Here is a 19,505-nt window from a genome sequence, read left to right on the forward strand (position 1 = left end):
TTGTCGCGGAGCGTCAATCAAGCGAGCGTTTTTTGTGTCGCGTGCTCCGGTGGCCGCCCTGGACCACGCTTTCGCTCGAGGGCAGTCCGCCTGCGATAGCTCTCGACGTTCATCTCGACGATGGTGGCGTGGTGAACAAGGCGATCGATCGCCGCGAGGGTCATAGCTGGGTCCGGAAAGACCTTGTTCCATTCTCCAAAGGGCTGATTGGCGGTGATCAGCAAAGAGCGTCGCTCGTAGCGTGCGCTGATGAGCTCGAACAGCACACTGGTCTCGGCCTGGTCCTTGGTGACATAGGCAAGATCGTCCAAGATGACGAGATCGAAGCGATCGAGGCGGTTGATGGCGCCCTCGAGGTTGAGCTCGCGGCGAGCCACCTGGAGCTTCTGCACGAGATCGGTGGTGCGGGTGAACAGGACGCGCCATCCGTTCTCGATGAGGGCCAAGCCGATTGCTGCCGCCAAGTGGCTCTTGCCTCCACCGGGCGGACCAAACAGCAGCAGATTGGCGCCCTTGCCGAGCCAGCCGTCGCCGGCGGCGAGTGCGGTCATTTGCGCCTTGGAGATCATCGGCACGGCCTCGAAGTCGAAGCTGTCAAAGGTCTTTCCGGTAGGCAGCCGCGCCTCGACGAGATGGCGCTCGATGCGGCGGCGGCCGCGCTCAGCGATCTCGTGCTCGGCAATGGTGGCGAGGAAGCGCGCCGCCGGCCAGCCTTCTTTATCGGATTGCTCGGCAAATTGCGGCCACAGCGCCTTGATGGCGGGCAGCCGCAGCTCGTTGAGCAACAGATTGAGGCGCGCGGTGTCGACTACGTTGGTTGTGCTCATGCGGCGCCTCCGATCTCGGCGGTACCGATGAGGCATTCATAGGTGGCGAGCGGTGCGAGGCGTACCACGACGTTCGGCACCTGGGCGGGATCCGGGGCGAAGTGAGTACGTAGCCGGTTGAGGTCGGGCAGCCGGCCGTCGTTCAGGTCAGCCGTGAGCTGATTGGCGAGTTCGGCCTCGCAACCGCGCTCATGGGCGAGTGCGAGGAGATCGACCATGATCCGGCAGGCCTTCTTGTCCGGTAAGCGTTTGCGCAAGACGTCGAAGGCTCGGCGGTAAGCTTCCCGGGGGAACAGCTGGTCGCGGTAGACCAGGTTGAGGAGCGCCATCGGCTTGCGCCGCAAGGAATGGATCACGTGCCGATAATCGACGACCTGATCGTGCTTGCCATTGGGATGCGGCCGCCCGCGCGGCAAGGTGAGGAGATGCGTGCCGCCGACAAACACGTCGAGGTGATCGTCATACAGGCGCACCCGCAGCCGATGGCCGATCAAGCGCGACGGCACCGTGTAGAACACCTTGCGCAAGGTGAAGCCGCCGGACGACGTCACGTGGACGATCACCTCTTCATAGTCCGACGTGCGGCGGTCCGGCAGATCCTGAAGTGCGCTACGTTCACTGTCGATCCGCTTGGCGTTGCGGGCATTGCGGCGGCTGGCGATCTCATCGATGAAGCCACGATAGGCAGCTAGATCGTCGAAGTCGGCGGTGCCACGCAGCAACAGCGCGTCGCCGATCGCTCGCTTGAGATGACCATGCGAACTCTCGATCGCCCCGTTCTCGTGGGCGATGCCACGATTGTTGCGGGAAGGCCGCATGCCGTAATGGGCACAGAGGTCTTCGTATCGCCGCGTCAGATCGTCTTTGGCGTCGCGGTCGAGATTGCAAAAGGCGGCCGACAGGCTGTCGGTGCGATGCTCCCGTGGCGCCCCACCGAGTGACCACAAGGCATTCTGCAGGCCTTCGGCCAGAGCGACGAAGCTCTCACCGCCGAGCACGACATGGGCGTGCTCAAACCCGGAATAGGCCAGCCGGAAGTGATAGAGACGATGGTCGAGCGGTACGCCCGCGATCGTGACACCCAATTCGCCCATGTCGGTGAAGTCGGACAGGCCGCGCTGACCGGGTTCGTGGGTCTGGCGGAAGATGACCTCCTGCTCCTCGCCGTGGATCGCCCGCCAGGCCCGGATCCGGCGCTCCAGCGTGCGACGGATGCCGGCGCCGAGCTCGGGATGGCGTCGGAGCAACTCCTCGAAGATCGTGACCGGCCGCACACCGGGGGCGGCCTTCAGCATCGGCGCGATCTCTGTCTCAAATACGCGGGCCAAGGGATCTGGCCGGCGACGGCCGCGGGGAGCCTTCTTCTGCGACGGAAGGCGTCGATCCTTCTCGATCCGGTAAGCGGTCGAGGTGCTGAACGAAGCCTTGGCGGCGGCCACGGGTGGGCTATCGGTCTGACGGTACTTCATGTAGAGCCTCATTTGGTGATCGGTAATGTGTCGGCCTGGCACGCGAGTGATTCCTCTTGGCGGAAGAACCACTTGCATAACCAGCCGGCCGCGATCACCAGTCGGCGCGGTCCGCTGTGGATCGCGCCGACGCCGGGCTCGTAACTCCGGTCGGGCTACGCCCTCCCTGCGTCACGAGCCCGGCGTAGCCCTCTCATCATGGTCGACGCTCCACTTCCATCCTGTTCGCCGCGCGGCAGGAGGTATTCGGCCGTGTCGACAGTCCCTGGGGAGTGTTCTTGAAGAGTAGCCTTGGTATCGGGTTCTTCAACAAAGGGAAATCGAACGATGAAGATTGGCTGCCCCACGAGGGATACCCCTACCTAAATACTCGTTCAGGTGAGTCAAACGGGCGATTTGCATATTACACGGCCGACGCCGGTTACGATGTCCTGCGCAGTACGAACTACAAGATCGGCGGATTTATAGGCTGGGCCTATTACAGCCAGAGCTCAGACTCGAGGGGTTGCGTTCCGCTCACAAATCCGCAGGACTTTTGTCGTATCAAGCCGAGCGACGATAGGATCGTTGGCAGCCAAGATACTCAATGGAATGCGCCTCGAATCGGCTTGAGCGCCGAAACTATGCTGACCGAGCGCTGGCGCCTGAATGCGGACATCGCTTACCTGCCCTGGACCGACTTCAAGGGCCGCGATAATCATCTCTTGCGCAAAAAGACCACCTTTAGTGAGCAACACGGCAATGGTGGCGGCGGCGTCCAGGTTGAAGGCCTTCTGTCCTACTTTGTCACCAACAATATCAGCCTAGGCGTTGGAGGCCGCTATTGGGCCATGTGGACGAAAAAGGAAGCGGACTCCGCGGACTGCGGAAACGGCTGCGGCTCGCTAGGATTTGCGAACTACAGCATGGAACGGTGGGGTACGTTCTTCCAGGCGTCTTACAAGCTCAACTAAGGGCTTCACTGTTACGAGGCTCCAAACTGCAGATGCTTAGGGGCCGTTCTGAAGTTCGCTGATGGCCCCAGTCCTCGGCGCCCATTCGCCGCCGAGGACTATGTCGCGATCACGCCTGTACACCGGCTTGCTTCGATTGCAAACCGCCCGCATGGACAAGGCGAGCGCAACTCCGCTCGCGAACCGGAGCTCGTTTCTGGTGATAAGAGCTCGATCCGTTGACCCGGAATTCGCTCCAAAGCCGATTCCGCGTACCATTGCGAAGGCGCCGACCGACCGGGAAGCCGCGGCCGTTGTCTCATCGCGCGGCGGCCGGAGGCGGGCGCAAAGTGCCTGGCGAAAGATCAACGGCTTATTCACCGAGGGGAGAGTTGAACGGCTGGCGGTCTGCAACGGACGAGCCGCTCACAGAGGAATTCAAGCCGTGGGTACACAGCGTCGGTGAGGTTCTGCGCGAGGATCCATCCAGCGCAACGACTCGGGCAGTATTGCTTGGCGAGCTACCCGCCCTTGCATCGCCACGCGAACTCACGCGGGTCATTTCCTTTCATGTAACAGCAGAAGATCACCAGATGGAATGCGAGCCGCGCGTCCTTGCCCCCGATCACCAGACGTGACCAAGGATTCCAGACCGTCCTGATTCCTACACTCCCCGCTATGGCCCGGTCGTCTGCCCCTGCTGGGACCTTCATGAGCAGCATCATCCGACATCAAATTCAGCTTACTGATCGTGTGAAGGGCGAGCGCAAGTTCAGTTTTTGCAATCTGCTCATCGTATTTGCCTGCACTTTGGTGCCACCCCCACGGGCAGATCCTCGGCGCTAGAAGTGAATGCGGCCCAATTGGCTGGGGGAGACTAAAGGCAATCGGCATTCGGCCACTTTTCCTCGCCAGCCAAACACGTAACCGGCGGCAGGGCGCCGAGCCCGTATGGAAGGCGCGCCCCACGATTCCTAAATTCCGCAGCGGGATCTCTCCTGGGCAATCCTGACCGCGGCGAGCCCCAACATCACGTCGCCGGTGAACCCGAAATGGAGACGATAGAGCCACCAGATTGCGCAGCACCGGTCAAGATCGGACAAGGCTAGCCCGCGCCTAATTGCTGCGAGCATCCGCGCCATGGGCTTCATTCCGTGGATCATGTGGAAGCCTCGGCGTCTCGGGGCCGGCGCTCGCCATTCAATGACTTTCCGGGCGGTGGCGGCTCGCTGTCCGGCGCGTGCACCTGCAATAGATTGGGAGCTGAGATTGATGTTCGCCATGACGTTCTTTTCCGGTTTTTGAGGCTGGTTGCACACGCCTATGTGCATGCGATCTTGCGTGACTCTACGGTGGAGCTACTGCTTGCAGAACGCCCAGATTTGGTAGTGTTAAATTGACACGATTTCCTCGACAAATACGCTCACGCAATCCCACTGCTACGCAAAGCGACTGCGCCACTTGCGACGGTCCTTGCGGCTAGGCGATCTTTGCTGCCACCTCCTTGAGAATACCTTCGCGTCCGCCAAGACAATCCAGCCTCGCACTTGCAGGGCCTCCGCCGTTTCCAAGCAAGTGCTCAACGGGCACCGGTTTCTGCCCAATTTGCCGAACCCAGCCGACATCGAGCGCTGGCTTGCGGCCGAGCCCCGTTTGCCCTGGTAATTCTCGGTCACCTCGCGAAGCACCGCCCCGAGCAGTTCGGCCGCGGCACACCGTCGTGCAGCGCTCACGGGGATCCCTCAGACGCAAAGCAGCCGAGAAGACGATCATCCCGCGCACGGCTAACAGTGCGGCGCTGGCCGGTGATCCCGGGACCGGGGCGCGGCGGCGTGCCTTGGGCACTCCGCGACGCACCCCGGTTCTTCCGATCCCGCGCGCAATGGTGCAACCTCGGACTGGCCCACAGCCGGAGCTGTATCGGTCAAGCGCCAGCAACATCCTCGAGTGAAGCAACACGGCGACAATATTGCCGGCCGGATGACAGGTCGGCACCACGCAGACGAATGGCCAGGATGACCGTGCATCTCGAGCGCTGCCAGCGGGCCCGATGATGCGTACCCGCTGGCGGCTCGAACAATCCACTGCTAAGCGATGAACCGTCTATCCAGGTAAGGACAACCAAAGTGACCGCACGACTCAGACCCAGCGCGATCGGCTCACCGTCAAGTTGGTCTCATACCCGCGTAAGCTTAACGAATCCTCCTTCGGCTAGTTCGGCTTTGTAGGCCCGTCCGTTAAGATGGATGGTCGTGGGGCTATTGGCGGTCGGCATGAAACCTTCTTCGCGCAGCTTGTCTATGAGGGCAGGTGTGGCCCATTGCTGTGGTAGCGGCCTTCCATAGCGTCGGTTCTCCGCGAAGAAGGCTCCGAAGTCCGGTACCCCCGCCCGGCCGGCCCCAAGCACTTGGTCTTCCGCAGGGTTATGAACAAGAAGAACGCGATTACACTCATCCAAACCGGCCGTGTAGCGGTGACCCTGGATTTCATAGGTCATTGTCGGCTGGTCCGAGTCCGGCAAGAGACCCCGGTGGAACAGCCTATCGACCATCGAGTCAGGGGCGATTTGCGAACCGTGTGAAAATCTCTGGGGAGCGGCGAAGGAGACATCTACCGCTTCCTCAGGTGCGGCAGACGATGATGGTCCAGCTTCATTCATGATCTCGCTGAACAAATCATGATCTTCCTGTGTCCAGACGTGCGCTGTCGGTGATTCTGGTGAACGGGCATTATCGATCGGGCTTGGAGCCATAAAGCCCTCCTTTTTGTTAAGAGACCAAAGGCCTCTAGAATATCTCCCAGAGGGAATGAGCTGAAGTTCGTCACGAATTCCGGCATGGGCAGCTTCGTCATCAAGAGGCCAAGTTCGAGTGTTAGAGAGGCTGGCTTTCGAGAAGCTGACAAAGGTCGAAGAAGAAAGACAAACTCGCGGCTGCATCTACCACGTCTGATGCGATCATCTCCGATCCTGAACTCATTCCACCTCAACTCGCGGTCGGCGCGCAGCTCTGCGTCCTGCATCGTTTCATCTGACGGAAAGCTCGTTAGGAGGTCAGGCGACGCTGACCGCAGCCAGCCCCAGTCCCATACCGAACATGTGCATTTCGATCTCTGTCCGCGACCAGTTGTTCTGGCCTGCACTTGAGCCTATGCTTGGTCCGATAAGCAGAATGACCGCGATAGCCGGGCCAACGCGAGAACAGACGAGAGCGCGATCTGAGAGTCCGGCAAGAGCGGAGCGATCTGTTCACCTGATTAAATGAAGAAAGAAATCGCTCAGACGCAAAGCAGCCCAGACGATCATCCCGCGCACGGCTAAAGGTGCGGCGCTGGCCGATGATCTCGGGACTGCGGCTGCCGCTGCGTTTAATGCGCACTCCGCGATGTCCCCAGTGCGTCCGATCCTGCGCGCCATGATGCAACGTCGGACAGGCCGTCAGCCGGAGCTACATCGGCCAAGCTGAGATTTTCATCGTCAGATGAGGCAATACGATCCGCCAACTTTATCCGGCTGCTATTGATGCTACGCGTCATGCAGATGGCGCTCGCGCCTTGTTGTTGGAAAAGAGGATTCACTCGTGTCCTGATTAAGACAAATCGTTGTAATTGTTGGCGAAGCCGCCGCTGAAATGGCCGTCTTCCTCTAAGCGTCCGCTGGCGAAGAAGCGTAGCCGTTTCTTGCTTGCCCGCCCGGGCACACAAACGCTAGCTTCTGCGTGTGGCGCTATCGATTAGCCTTAGCAGCTCTCCACATGGTTGACCAGATGGGCGACTCTGAAGCTCGCGCTCACCTAACGACTTGAGATCGGCATTCGTCGGTGTTGCGGCCGAACAGCTGGGCCTTCTCACGTCCTGGACGACGCGCTCGCTCGGGCGATAGCCAAGATGCAAGCGAGCGGCGCGGAACGCATGACGGCCTCGGTCCTGATGGTCGCCAGACCCAAGCGGCTCGGGGGAAAGCGGTTTGCCCGTCCGCTGGCGATCCGGCCGCGACGGAAAGTGGAGCACTGGTGAATGGTGATCTTGCTCGCGCGCAAGAGACCGCCTCGGGCGCGTTGATTGGCAGCATCGTCTAGGCGATGACGCAGCCCCGACTGGCTGTTTAAGGAGCGGACGCAACGCGTGACGCTGAGGTGGCTCGCGTCCTCGTCGATCATGTTCGGCGCCAGCCAGTCTTGTCGCAAACCCGCCACAGCAACGTAATGTCTGCGGCGCCCGACAACTGCACCAGGTTCTCATATTTCTCTTACCGTAAGCGACGTTCGCGTCCCACTCGCAAAGGTTTGGCGTGGGGATTGCAGTCTGTTGATCAACGTGTTTGCAAATCGCTGGCGGGGGGTATGGAGGCGGCAACGACGGAGAATTACGAGGTGCGGCCGAACGACCAGGGCAGGAGCTCGTCGATCCGGGACTGCGGGTGACCGGTTGCGATCGCTTTGAGCGTCGCTTTCATCCAGACGTAGGGCTCCACGCTGTTGATTTTGCAGGTGGCGATGAGCGAAGCTATGCGCGCCCATGAACGACCACCTTCGTCGTGACCAGCAAATAAACTATTTTTACGCGTCAGAGTCAGCGGCCTGATTTGATTTTCGACGGGATTGGTGTCCATCTCAACGCAACCATCGTCGAGAAACAAGGTGAGGCCATCCCAATGGTTCAGGAGATAGGCGATCGCCTTGCCCATCTCGCTGCCCGGCGACAGGCGAGCGGCTTGCTCGCGCAGAAACCTCTCGAGTTCAGCGACGAGCGGCCGTGATCGCTCGTTACGGGTCGTTTGCCGAGCCGGGGCGTCGGCGCCACGGATCTCCTTCTCGATCGCATAGAGTGCGGCGATGCGCGCGAGAACGGCTTCGGCGATGGGTGAGCCGGCTTTCGGAGTCGCTGCGATGATCTTGCGCCTTGAGTGGGACCAACATGCGGCCAGCCGCAGCGGCACGCCGCCTTTGCGCTTGGGCCGTGCGAGCCGATGATAGCCCTGGTATCCGTCGACCTGAAGGATGCCGTCGAAGCCCTCGAGGATGCGCTCAGCAGCTTCCAGTTCAGCCCTTCAAACAGCGCTTCGAACTGCACGCGCGTCAGATGCATGACGCCGTCGCTGATCTGCGGCCACTCGAAACGACCATCGCGGCCAAGGCGCTTGTAGACCAAAACGAGGCCCGTGCCGTCCCATAGCAAAATCTTCAGCCGGTCGGCGCGCTTCGAACGAAAAACCACGATCAGGCCCGAATGCGGATCGAGCCCAAGCGTGTTTTGCACAAGACCGGCCAGCGCGTCGTGCCCGCACCGGAAGTCAACAGGACGCACAGCAAGCACAATCCGCAGTCCCTGCGCCGGAATGATCATGCGCCGCGCTCGATCGCAGTCACGATCTCCGCGATCCGCACCGCCGACACGTCCGCATCCAGGCGGACCGAAACCTTGCCAATCGTAATCTCGACGGGCCCTCGCTCTTGCCTGACGCCACTGGATCGCTCAGCTCGATCGACACGAAATCCGCCGCGTCGTCCGTGACCAATGCGAGCCGGCCAGCACGCGCCAATCTGCGCCACGTCGTCAACTGCTGGGCCTTCACACCATAACGCCGTGCGACATCACATACCCGGGCGTCGGGCTTCATGCTCTCGAAAACAGCGCGCCCCTTGATCTCCGCAGACCATAACCGGCATCCAGAACGCGTCCGGCGCGTAAGCTTCCCCACAAAGCCATCAGCTTCGGCTTCCTCCCCCGATTGTTCCATCGCCTTCAGTCTCCTCTCGGCTCTCTGACAAGCCAAGGATCGCAGAGCGAAAGCCGAAGCGAAACCAGTCAATCAAATGGGAGAAAAGCTCCGCTTACCTCTTACCGGCCAGGCCTGGGATCAGACCAGAAGTCAAATCGGCCCAGAAAGGCAGGCATTCTTATTGCAGACGTTACCGTGAGGTTTGTAGCGACGCGCTTCAGGCTACATGTGGACAGGCGCAATGGCCGTGAAGGACGAGTTCGGGCAAGCGGACTGCAACTTTGCGCGACCGGTGTCTGGTGGAAATGTTCGGGCCAGGGTTCGCGCTCCAGATCAGGTTGAGGATGGCGAGGCAATTAACTCGAGAGAGGCTGGAGCCGGTCCCCAGTCCGGCAGACGAAGGCTTAACGCGCCGGGCGGTGTTGGGCGCCACCATCGGCAATATGCTCGAATTCTACGACTTCGGCACCTATAGCTTTTTCGCAATACAGATCGGTCAGGCGTTCTTCCCGGCAACCGACCAGTTCGCCAGCCTCATGCTGTCACTCGGAACCTTCGGCGCGGGTTTTGTGACCAGGCCAATCGGGTCCATCGTGCTCGGCTCCTATTCGGATCGGGTTGGCCGCCGGCCTGCCATGACCGCCAGCTTTGCTATGATGAGCGTCGCGGTCCTATTATTGGCCATTACGCCATCGTACGAGACAATAGGATTTGCCGCTCCGTTGCTAGCCATCTTCGCACGCTTGCTGCAGGGCTTTGCTCTCGGAGGCGAAGTCGGTCCAACGACAGCCTACTTGATGGAAGCGGCACCAGCCAAAGCCCGCGGTCTTGCTGTCTCCTTTCAGCCCGCGAGCCAACAGGTCGCTGCGACGGCTGGAGCGTTGGTTGGAGAAATACTCTCGCTCACCATGACAAGTGAGGCGCTCAATGCATACGGATGGCGGATCGCGCTGTTGCTCGGCGCCGTTACTTTGCCGTTCGGACTTTGGCTGCGGAGCGTCCTACCCGAAACGTTTCTCCGCCCGGAGGCGCCGGTTCTGGTCACCCGGCCTGTAAGGCGATCGCCCGCCGCTCGCCGCATCATGAGCTTGGGATTCGTCATCTTGGCCAGCTGCACGATCACTACTTACGTTACGGGATATATGACCACCTACGCCTTGAACACCCTCCACGTATCCGCGCCTCTCGCCTTCGGCGCCACGCTCATCAGCAATATGGCAGGCATTGCTGCGGCGCTGTTGGGCGGCCTGCTCGCCGACCGCGCAGGCCGCCGGCGCGTCATGATATGGCCGCAGGCAGCTGCGTTGCTGATGATCTATCCGGTATTCTTGTGGATTGCAGAGAGCCGCAGCGCCTTCGCACTTTTAGGAGGCCTCGGCACGCTCACCCTTATCGGAACGGTTCCGTATAGCGCCTTCTACGTAAGCATGGCCGAGAGTTTGCCCAGGAACATTCGTGGTGGCGCCTTCGGGACGACTTACGCTTTTGCCATAGGCATTTTCGGAGGCACAGCTCAACTGGTCGTCACATGGCTGATCTACTTGACCGGGAGCGCACTCGCGCCCGCCTGGTACATGCTTTTCGCGAGCGCGGCCGGGCTCTTTGCCATGGTGATGATGCCGGAGACGGCGCCACTCAATTTCGAGCGAAACCATAGACGAACATCTGTAACGGCACGATCGCCGCCCTAGTAGCTTAGCCGAACAGGTAAGGATGACATCTGTGACGTCCGAAATGCGAACATCGAGCAGGAGCACGGTATGGGGCTAGCCCGAACAGCAATCTATCCTGAAAACTGGCGCAGCTTGACATCGTGAAGGAGTTCCGGCCGTAACGGCAGCGTCGCGGTCTGAAACGGCTTTCTCCGTTTACCCAACGTTCGCCGATGCTGCAGTTGAGCGATCGGGCTGCCGTCACCCGCCGGCTGGAGTGAGCAATGACTCTGATCATCTTTAGAGAACAAGAAGGCGCGGCTCGCACCATCCGCCAGCGTAAACGAACGGCATAAGGATGCGGCCGCTGACGGAGCAGCGGCCGCACGAGGCTCGATCCTCATTCTCTGCTTGATTGTTTTCCGTCGTCAGTGCAGCACGCACGCGGGATCGGTCAAGCAAAAAAACAGATCGCAGATACCATTCAATGGGTCATCGGCGCACTGAGGATACGATGTATCGGCTACCTGCACGCTGGAGGTGAGCGGTTGCGCGGCAACTTCTGCAGCAAATGGAGGTACCGCCGCGGTCGCAAGTGCGAGGGCGCTCGCCGTCACCAAAACTGACTTCTTCATTGGGAGATCGCTTCCCTAGGTTAGCCCCAGCCGTGGTGACGGTCTATATGACGACGCTACAATCGGTAAAATTGATTTTCTTGATCAGATCTATCGACCGAATGGATAAGTTCGGCCATCACCGCATCGCTCCGTCTACCCGCTCGGAACCTGTAGACCTACTTATGATCGGATGCTCGTCGCACCTCCGTCGATGCATTTCTCGGAGCACCCGACTAGGGTCTGTTTGGATTCAGGATTGAACTTCCCAGCCGGAACGATTCAAACTCAATCCGCTGCAGAAATGCCGGGGCCAAACACCTAGTTTTCCGTTAATTTCTCGGCGTCAGCTTACGGACAGCTAAGCTGCTTATCTGCGGAGTCAGGTCTAACGACCTGAAACACAATGCAACCGGCATAGGAGTGTGGTCGTCATGGACGATCGAGTTAACAATATGTCGCATGTTCCATCCTACGATGAGTATCATTACGCTAGCCCGTCTTATTCGTAAAGGACCGGCTCATGCGTCGGCTTTGTCAGCTTTCTGTCAGCTCGTCCAAATAGTAGCTCGTTGTGATGAGAACCAATTACAACAACTGGCCCTCCGACGGGCAAAGTGTGGACCAGCAGCGCGATGCGCTGGCCGGCACTTCTGGCGCAGATGGTGCTGCTTTTACGGCCGCTTTAGCTGCTGGACCAGCGTCTTCCGCTTTTGACAAGAGGACAGGTGTGTCAGTCCGCCTACACAGAGTAAGTAGCAATATTGGCAACGCCCAAAGTGTTTCTTTGTTTACTGATGCCAATGAACGCAATAAGGTGGGAGCGATGACCGTGGCGCCGGGGCGCAACAGTTTGCGAATTCTCAGCATAGAAAATCTCGGCCGGTCGAGGTACAAAGGGGTCGGGACGGCTATGATTGAAGTCGCCGATCATACTAGGCAGTCCGCGGGCCTTTCCAAGCTATCCCTTCTCTCTCAAGATGAAGGAGCTTCAGCATTTTTCTACAAGAAGGGATTCCGGTTTGCGGACGAGGGCAAGAATGCGGAAATGCGGACTGTCATTTCCAATCCACGATACGTCTCAGATGAAATTCTTATGGGCGAGATGGAGCGCTAGCCCGTCTTATTCGTAAGAGTGCGCCTGAGGGCTGGCGAGCGTGGTGTAAAGCGCTGATGCGGCGTAGGATTCGGTTGCGAAGCCACCCCATCACCTTAAACCACGCCCGCCATGACCGATGATACGATTCTGCCATCCTCGTTTCCAGCCGTTCACGCCAAGAAAGTCACAGCTGCCTTCGATGGCGGTCGATCCACGTCTACGACACGGATAAGAGCCGGCCCGTGGCCGTCGTGCTGCGGCCCGGCAAGACGCCGGGCGGCGTCGAGGTGCGTGCCCATCTGCGCCGCCTGGTACGGCATATCCGCACGCGATGGCACAACACGCAAATTACGTTCCGTGGCGACGGGCACTATGCCCGGCCGGAGGCAATGGCGTGGTGCGAGACCAACGGCATCGACTACATCTTCGGTCTGTCCGGCACCAAGCCTCTCGCCAGAAAAGTCGACGAGGTCGCCGACGACATCCGCACCCGACGCGCCATCGAGAACCTGCCGGTTCTGCGTGGCTATACCGAGACCCGCCACAAGGCAAAGTCCTGGGATCGCGAACGGCGCACTGTCGCCCGTATTGAGGCGGCGATGCTCGGCCTCGACATCCGTTTCGTCGTCACCAGCCTCGATGTCGGCTCGGCCGAGTGGATCTACGACAGCCTGTATTGCGCGCGCGGCCAAGCCGAGAATCTGACAAGCTGCATAAGTCACAGCTCGCCTCCGACCGCACCAGCTGCCGTTCGGCGCTCGCCAACCAGGTCCGTCTCGTGCTCCATACGGCCGCTTATTGGCTGATGCTGACCGTGCGCGAGGCCATTCCCAAAGTCCGGGAATTGGCCGCTGCCGAGTTCGCGACGCTGCGTCTTCGGCTCTTGAAAATCGCTGCCCGTGTGGTCGAGACCACGAGCCGCATTCGCCTTGCGTTCGCCGCGGCCTGTCCGGAAGCCGACCTGATCCGCTGCTTGCCAGGTGCGCTGCTGCCGCTCGGTCCTTGACCGGCGGGGCGTCCGCCCCCCGTTCGCCCAACCTATACCTCAAGCGCGTTGCAAAGTACGGGTCGTCAGGCGGTGAAAAGCCGAAGGCAATCCTGTGCGCCTCGTCAGACAAGATGTTCGGCCGCATCAATCGGGCCCCAAAGCCGCACTCTCACGAATAGGACGGGCTAGCATTGTTAGGAGGTTTGTGCATGTGCACATGATGCGCGCCGACTCGAACGACGGCCAGGCGCGGAGACGTGACCATAGGAGACGTCCGTGAAATCTTGGACGGACTTCGCTGCAGGCTCTCCGATTGATCGATATCGTACAGATTCGTCGCACTCTCAGGATTGCTGGCTTCTTCGTAAGCGGCGTGTCTCCCGCACCTTGTTGCTGTTGAGCAGACCGGCAATATGCGTTCCGTCTTGAAGAGGACGGTTTGCATATATGATCGAGCGTGTTGTCGACGCATCGGAGCTACGGGTTCGGCGGCGCTGGGGTGGCGAGGTCAAGGGACGGATCGTCGCGGAATCCTTTGTTCCCGGCGCGGTCGTCTCGGACGTCGCGCGGCGCCACGGTCTATCGCCGCAGCATTTGTCGACCTGGCGCAAGGCGGTGCGCGACGGGTTGTTGACGTTGTCGGAACACACGGAGCCGGTGGCGACGAGGCCGGCTGGAGCGGTCGCGATCCAGGAAGCGAGTTCATCAAGCGGCGAGGCTTTTAGCTTGCTCGGCGCTCCACGCCCAGGGCATGAGTTCGTCCAGACGCGAGGCCGGCCAGAGGTTGACGAGTCTGGTGAGGACGTCGGTCAGATAGGCCTGCGGCTCCACGCCGCAGAGCTTGCAGGTCTCAATCAGCGAAGCGATGCAGGCCCAGTTCTCCGCGCCCTCATCATGCCCCGCGAACAGTGCGTTCTTGCGGTTGAGGATAAGAGGACGGATGCTTCGCTCGACAATATTTGTGTCGAGCTCGATGCGGCCGTCGTCAAGGAAGCGCATCAGGCCAACCCAGTGGTTCAAGGCGTAACGGATGTGCTCGGCGATTGTCGCTTTGCCCGAGACGCGGGTGAGTTGCTGCTCGAACCAGGCCTTGAGCGCCAGCACCAGCGGCTTGCTGCGCTCCTGGCGGATGGCACGACGCTCATCGGCGCTGCGGCCCCTGATCGTCTTCTCGATCGCATAGAGAGCGGCAATACGCTCGAGCGCTTCGCTCGCGATCGGGGCAGGACCGTCCTGGACAACGTCGAAGAAGCGCCGCCGCAGATGAGCCCAGCAGAAGGCGAGCGTGATCGCCGCGTCAGGCGCGGTGTCGGCAATGGTCTTGTAGACGGTGTAGCCGTCGCATTGCACGATGCCGCGATAACCGTCGAGCAGCTTGAGCGCGTGGACGGCGCCGCGACCAGGCGCATAAGTGTAGGCCACTGCCGGCGGATCGGCCCCGCCCCACGGCCGATCGTCGCGCGCGATCGCCCAGAAGAAGCCTTTCTTGGTGCGGCCGCGGCCGGGATCGAGCACAGGCGCTGTGGTCTCGTCCACCGCGATCTTGTTCGCGGTCAAAATGATCTCGCGCAGCCTGAGCCAGAGCGGACGAAGCTCTGCGCCTGCATAGCCCACCCAGAACGCCAAAACCGAGCGCTTGATGTCGATACCCTGCGCCAGCAGCATCTGAGCCTGCCGATACAGCGGCAGGTGCCAGGCAAATTTGGCGACCAGAACATGGGCGACCATCGCCTCGGTCGGCAAGCCGCCCTTGATCAGCCGCTCTGGTGCCGGCGCCTGAACCACGCCATCCGTGCAGGCCCGACAGGCATATTTGGGACGATGGGTGACGATCACGCGGAACTGCGCCGGGACGACGTCGAGCCGCCGTGAGGTCTCCTCACCGATCACATGCAGAGGCGTGCGGCAGCACGGACAGTTGGTATCCTCCGGGGCAATCGTGACGTCGATATGCGGCAGATGGGCCGGAAGCGCACCACGGCTGGCGCGGCGCCGTTCAGCACGCTGGCGTGCGCCTGCCGTGTCCTTCCTGTCCTGGACCGCTTCATCGCCGGCAATGGCCTGCTCGATGTCCTCGATCGCCAGTTGCAACTGCTCAGGGTCGAGCTTCTCCGAGCGGCGACCGAACTGCGCGCGTTGCAGCTGGCGCAAGAGATGCTGAAGGCGATCCATTTGCGACAGCGCCTGATCGCGTTCGATGATCGCCGCGTCGCACTTTGCGATCGCCGCGTCGCGCTCCGCGCGTGCCGCCGCAACCAGCGCCTGCAGCGCCTCGATATCGGTCGGAAGTTGATCCGTGGTCTCGCTCACGCCCGGTACTCAAGCTGATTCGCGGGCCCTTGTGGAAGACTGCAGCCGACATGATTCAATTGGTCACAGGGTTCACGACGTTGCGCTCGGCTGACCAATGTCGCGGGCATGCAGGCGCGACCAATCCAGGCCGTCCATCAGCGCGGCGAGCTGTGAGGCAGACAAACGCATCACGCCATCGCTGATCGGCGGCCAGCGGAACGCGCTATGCTCCAGCCGCTTCCACAGCAGCACGAGCCCGGACCCGTCCCAGGCAAAAATCTTCAAACGGTCCGCTCGCTTTGAACGGAAGACGAAAATCGTTCCCGCGAACGGATCATGGTGGAGTTGCTCGCGCACCAGCGCGGCGAGACCATCGGCACCTTTACGAAAGTCGACCGGCCGCGTCGCGACCATGATCTTCACGCCCGCCGAAGCCGCGATCATGTCGTCGCCCTCACGGCCCGCAGCACATCGCGCAGCCAGGTCGGATCGACCCCCGCCGCTGCGCGAACTACCGCATCGCCAATCTCGATGCTGATCGTTATCCCGTTCCGCGTTGCCGCTTCCACGCACATCCCAGCGGGGCGAAGCTCCGACACCACCGGAACGAAGAGCGGTGCATCCTCCGCCGGCAAGCTCAGCAGACCGGCACGCGCGGCCTTGCGCCAAGCAAACAGGTGTTGCGGTGAGAGGTCGTGCCGGCGCGCCACCTCGGACACAACTGTGCCCGGCGCATATGACTCCGCCACGATCCGCCCCTTGACCACGGCGCTCCACCGCCGCCGACGCCCCGCTCCGACCTGGATATCCACCCGGCCCCGTGGCTCTGAAGCGTCAACTATATGGTCAACCATATATGCGAACCTTACTGTATATGACGGCTCGCATGTTGCCGATCAGCTCACGCCAAACAAGGTGTGGGAGACACACCGCTTACGCTTCTTCAAGAATGCAGGAGCTTTGAATGAAGGATGGGGAATGCCATGGGTGTGCTGGTTTCCGCTCGATCTCGCCCACCGTTCCGATTTGGTGTCGCCCGCCATGCCCAATCGCTTTTCTTAGCTGCGGCTGAAGTTCGTGCATGGTTTCCTCGGCGCGCCCGGTGCTGCTGCTTCTTCCTCGCACGTGCGTCAGGCATTTCCTGGCATTGGACGGGGTCTTCTCGGCATAACGCATTGCAAGCTCGTCAGGCTCCAAGCTCTTCTCAGGCAATTGCAGACGCGACAACCACAAGCAGTTCTGCCCGCAGCAGCCCATTACCCTTGCCGTCCCACCAAGCCTGGTAGGTGCGATCACGGGTCGTTTCGGGGATGATCCGACGCGAGTAAAGGTGCAACAACGGCTACAGCTATCAACTAGGAAATACGAGCGTCGGCCTCCAAAGAACGGAAGCCGGATTTCCTATGGCGACTGGTTTCACCAGCCAGCGGTGGCGAGAACTGTTTCCCGGACGGACTGATGTCACATCAATCGTGGATTTTCAGGTTGCACATCCGCTCGTCGGTAACGCCGGCGATATTCTGCTCGAGCACCAACTAGGGCGAGACGGCGAACGGCCGCTAGTGAACTGGCGTCCTGCCAATGACGAAGCGAGAGCCCGTGCAGAACAACTGGGCTTCGTTCATGTGGATCCCGATGATATGGTACTTGATCCCACCCAGTCCAAACAGTGGAGATATAGGGATGGTGAATGGCAGCGCGCAACCAATTCTTCGATGTATCTCTCCAAAGCGTCGAGCGATGATGAACCTTCATCAGAGCCCGACTCGGATGGAGACTTCATGTGACGTGAGATCTCTACCAATCCATTTGAGGTGGAGCAGAGCGCAGACCAACCGACACCTGCGGCTTACGATCGAGCCTTGGACGGAGCGAAGCCCAAGCCAATTCGGCTCAAGCCGTGAGGTGCACTGTACTGGCGGCGGTTTACGAGAGCTGGTGCCTATAATAGCACAAAAGAAAACCCCGGCTTCCAGCCGGAGTTTTCGACTCCCGCCCGGGCGGGAGGAGCGGATTGCCTATGGCAGGCGCCAGCGTCATTGTGTCCTCGCCATCAGAATGGCTCGGGATCTTTCCGGGTTGCCTGGGTGAGGAGGGTTTCGTTGGCCGTTTTCTTCGTAGGCGTCTCGAGAAGTGTCGGGCCAACTCATCGAGCAACGAGACCATCCACCCGGGCTCGCCGGCATTGGATGCGAAGATCAAAAAATGGAGCAGATGTCAGGACAACTACCTTGCCTTCGTTCAACTCGCGTCAGTCAGGCTATGGCTGCGCCTTAATGAATCCGCGCCCTAACACTACTTTGGCAGATTGTTAGAATTGGGCTTTTTATTAGGATTCTCATCCTGGCTTGGTTGTGATTCAAGCTTGGGATGGACCGATTCGTTTTGACTGACGCCCAATGGGCGAAGATGGAGCCGCTGTGTCTTGGCAAGCCGGGCGATCCCGGCCGGAGCGGCAAGCTGTTTGTCGAAGCCGCGCTGTGGATTGCCCGCACGGGCAGTCCGTGGCGCGATCTTCCGCGCGCCTTCGGCAACTGGATAACTGCGTACACGCGCTTTCGCGACTGGGCGAAGGCGGGCGTCTGGAAGCGCATGTTTGATGCGGTCTCAGACGAGCCGGACATGGAATATGTCATGGTCTGTAGAAGTTTCGACTTAATCTGACGGCAAGGTTTGAACTGGCAGGGAATGGAGCTGCGGGCGAGCAGGAGCGCTCACCCAAAGGGCGCTCCCGCGCAGCCCGCGGCGTCTCACAGGGAGACGTTACCATGACCCAGGAACAGAAGTCATTCGCGCGAAAGTCGGCATGCTGGAATTGGCCAAGCAGCTCGGCAACGTCAGCCAGGCTTGCCGGATGATGGGCTATAGCCGCGACAGCTTCTACCGGTTCAAGGAACTGTACGACAAGGGCGGCGAGCTGGCGCTGATTGAGATCAGCCGCAAGAAACCGGTCCTGAAGAACCGTGTCGCGCCGGAGGTCGAGGCAGCCGTCGTTGAGCTGGGGATCGACCAGCCGGCCTGGGGTCAGGTGCGGGTCAGCAATGAGCTCAGGAGCCGCGGCCTGTCGATCTCCCCGTTCGGCGTGCGGGCGGTGTGGCTGCGTCACGACCTCGCCAACGTCAAGAAGCGGCTGACGGCGCTGGAGGCCAAGATGGCCCAGGACGGCCTGGTGCTGACCGAGGCCCAGCTCGTTGCGTTGGAAAGGGCCAAGTCCGAGAAGGAGGCGCACGGCGAGTTCGAGAGCGAGTGCCCCGGCTATTGCGGTGCGCAGGACACCTTCTATGTCGGCAACATGAAGGGGGTCGGGCGGATCTATCAGCAGACCTTCATTGACACCTACAGTAAGGTGGCGTTCGCCAAGCTGTATGATCGCAAGACGCCGATCACGGCGGCCGAACTGTTGAATGATCGCGTGGTGCCGTTTTTCGATGCGCGGGGCATCCCGCTAAACCGGATCCTGACCGACCGCGGCACCGAGTATTGCGGCAATCCGGAGCATCACGAATATGAGCTCTACCTCGCCGTCGAAGACATCGATCACACCCGCACCAAGACGAGGAGCCCACAGACCAACGGCATTGTCGAGCGCTTCCACCGCACCGTGCTCGAGGAGTTCTATCGCGTCGTGTTCCGCAAGAAGATCTATCCGAGCATCACTGCCTTGCAGAGCGATCTCGATGAGTGGATCGCTGCCTACAATGAGGTGCGCCCACATCAGGGGCGCTGGTGCTACGGCAAGACGCCGATGCAAACTTTGCGTGACGCAAGTGCTCTGTCGAGAGAAAAATTGTTGCCGGCTGCGTGGGGTCGCACATGAAACCTTTGTCGGACACCTGCCGCGACAAAGCACTCGCTGTCAGCTCAAGTCCCTTCTTTTACAAAGTTTTCCGTCTTGCAACACTCAGCGGCCTAC

General features: G+C 60.5%; 16 protein-coding genes and 3 pseudogenes. 8 read left to right on the forward strand and 11 right to left on the reverse strand.

Annotated elements, in window-relative coordinates; translation table 11 throughout:
* Positions 1–17: 17 nt before the first annotated feature.
* Positions 18–827, reverse strand: coding sequence for an IS21-like element ISBj11 family helper ATPase IstB (gene istB, locus AB5K84_RS37985; RefSeq protein WP_018270204.1), 810 nt, complete (start codon positions 825–827; stop codon positions 18–20).
* Positions 824–2,338, reverse strand: a complete 1,515-nt coding sequence (istA, locus tag AB5K84_RS37990; protein WP_038973741.1) for an IS21-like element ISBj11 family transposase — start codon at positions 2,336–2,338, stop codon at positions 824–826. Before istA ends, istB begins: the two co-directional genes overlap by 4 nt.
* A 236-nt stretch (positions 2,339–2,574) precedes the next feature.
* On the opposite strand from istA, the gene AB5K84_RS37995 reads away from it, so the two are divergent.
* A complete protein-coding gene (locus AB5K84_RS37995) occupies positions 2,575–3,249 on the forward strand; it encodes a hypothetical protein (protein WP_304563723.1) in 675 nt (224 codons plus the stop codon).
* A gap of 2,155 nt (positions 3,250–5,404) precedes the next feature.
* Here AB5K84_RS37995 and AB5K84_RS38000 read toward each other — a convergent pair.
* From AB5K84_RS38000 to AB5K84_RS38015, 4 genes and pseudogenes are all read right to left on the reverse strand, one after another.
* Complete coding sequence (locus AB5K84_RS38000) at positions 5,405–6,166, reverse strand: hypothetical protein (protein ID WP_233465590.1); 762 nt, start codon at positions 6,164–6,166, stop codon at positions 5,405–5,407.
* Positions 6,167–7,591: 1,425 nt separating this feature from the next.
* The gene (gene tnpC, locus AB5K84_RS38005; protein WP_223154101.1) at positions 7,592–8,266 is read right to left on the reverse strand and encodes an IS66 family transposase; all 675 of its coding nucleotides are present in this window, start codon (positions 8,264–8,266) and stop codon (positions 7,592–7,594) included.
* A 17-nt stretch (positions 8,267–8,283) separates the two neighbouring features.
* A pseudogene (gene tnpB / locus AB5K84_RS38010) lies at positions 8,284–8,571 on the reverse strand (IS66 family insertion sequence element accessory protein TnpB); the annotation flags it as partial.
* A 19-nt stretch (positions 8,572–8,590) separates the two neighbouring features.
* Entirely contained in the window at positions 8,591–8,965 is a 375-nt protein-coding gene (locus AB5K84_RS38015; RefSeq protein WP_011084671.1) for a transposase, read from the reverse strand.
* Between the two features lie 326 nt (positions 8,966–9,291).
* Between AB5K84_RS38015 and AB5K84_RS38020 the strand changes: the two genes are divergently transcribed.
* On the forward strand, positions 9,292–10,638 hold the full coding sequence (locus AB5K84_RS38020) for a citrate-proton symporter (RefSeq protein ID WP_171463743.1): 1,347 nt from the start codon (positions 9,292–9,294) through the stop codon (positions 10,636–10,638).
* A gap of 389 nt (positions 10,639–11,027) precedes the next feature.
* Here AB5K84_RS38020 and AB5K84_RS38025 read toward each other — a convergent pair whose 3' ends face one another.
* Positions 11,028–11,234, reverse strand: a complete 207-nt coding sequence (locus AB5K84_RS38025; protein ID WP_011084669.1) for a hypothetical protein — start codon at positions 11,232–11,234, stop codon at positions 11,028–11,030.
* Between the two features lie 556 nt (positions 11,235–11,790).
* On the opposite strand from AB5K84_RS38025, the gene AB5K84_RS38030 reads away from it, so the two are divergent.
* The 3 genes and pseudogenes from AB5K84_RS38030 to AB5K84_RS38040 all read left to right on the forward strand — a co-directional run.
* Entirely contained in the window at positions 11,791–12,330 is a 540-nt protein-coding gene (locus AB5K84_RS38030) for a GNAT family N-acetyltransferase (RefSeq protein WP_014498653.1), read from the forward strand.
* A 191-nt stretch (positions 12,331–12,521) separates the two neighbouring features.
* Positions 12,522–13,318: pseudogene (locus AB5K84_RS38035) on the forward strand (IS1380 family transposase); the annotation flags it as partial.
* 429 nt (positions 13,319–13,747) lie between these two features.
* A pseudogene (locus AB5K84_RS38040) lies at positions 13,748–13,888 on the forward strand (transposase); the annotation flags it as partial.
* A gap of 117 nt (positions 13,889–14,005) precedes the next feature.
* Here AB5K84_RS38040 and AB5K84_RS38045 read toward each other — a convergent pair.
* The 4 genes from AB5K84_RS38045 to AB5K84_RS38060 all read right to left on the reverse strand — a co-directional run bounded on the left by AB5K84_RS38045 (position 14,006) and on the right by AB5K84_RS38060 (position 16,768).
* Entirely contained in the window at positions 14,006–15,610 is a 1,605-nt protein-coding gene (locus AB5K84_RS38045) for an IS66-like element ISBj7 family transposase (protein ID WP_011084592.1), read from the reverse strand.
* A gap of 72 nt (positions 15,611–15,682) precedes the next feature.
* A complete protein-coding gene (tnpB, locus tag AB5K84_RS38050; protein WP_011084591.1) occupies positions 15,683–16,036 on the reverse strand; it encodes an IS66 family insertion sequence element accessory protein TnpB in 354 nt (117 codons plus the stop codon).
* Positions 16,033–16,341: a transposase gene (locus AB5K84_RS38055; RefSeq protein ID WP_158516560.1), complete on the reverse strand. Its 309-nt coding sequence runs from the start codon at positions 16,339–16,341 to the stop codon at positions 16,033–16,035. The genes tnpB (AB5K84_RS38050) and AB5K84_RS38055 overlap by 4 nt, the downstream gene beginning before the upstream one ends.
* A gap of 184 nt (positions 16,342–16,525) precedes the next feature.
* On the reverse strand, positions 16,526–16,768 hold the full coding sequence (locus AB5K84_RS38060) for a hypothetical protein (protein ID WP_441232737.1): 243 nt from the start codon (positions 16,766–16,768) through the stop codon (positions 16,526–16,528).
* 227 nt (positions 16,769–16,995) lie between these two features.
* Here AB5K84_RS38060 and AB5K84_RS38065 point away from each other — a divergent pair, with 227 nt between their 5' ends.
* The 3 genes from AB5K84_RS38065 (at position 16,996) to AB5K84_RS38075 (ending at position 19,409) form a co-directional block, all read left to right on the forward strand.
* Positions 16,996–17,379: a hypothetical protein gene (locus AB5K84_RS38065; protein WP_011084664.1), complete on the forward strand. Its 384-nt coding sequence runs from the start codon at positions 16,996–16,998 to the stop codon at positions 17,377–17,379.
* A 583-nt stretch (positions 17,380–17,962) separates the two neighbouring features.
* A complete protein-coding gene (locus AB5K84_RS38070) occupies positions 17,963–18,256 on the forward strand; it encodes an IS5 family transposase (RefSeq protein WP_011084662.1) in 294 nt (97 codons plus the stop codon).
* A 142-nt stretch (positions 18,257–18,398) separates the two neighbouring features.
* Complete coding sequence (locus AB5K84_RS38075; RefSeq protein ID WP_011084661.1) at positions 18,399–19,409, forward strand: IS481 family transposase; 1,011 nt, start codon at positions 18,399–18,401, stop codon at positions 19,407–19,409.
* Positions 19,410–19,505: the final 96 nt, after the last annotated feature.

The sequence above is a fragment of the Bradyrhizobium sp. 1200_D9_N1_1 genome (genome assembly GCF_052075915.1).
Classification (GTDB): Bacteria; Pseudomonadota; Alphaproteobacteria; order Rhizobiales; family Xanthobacteraceae; genus Bradyrhizobium; species Bradyrhizobium diazoefficiens.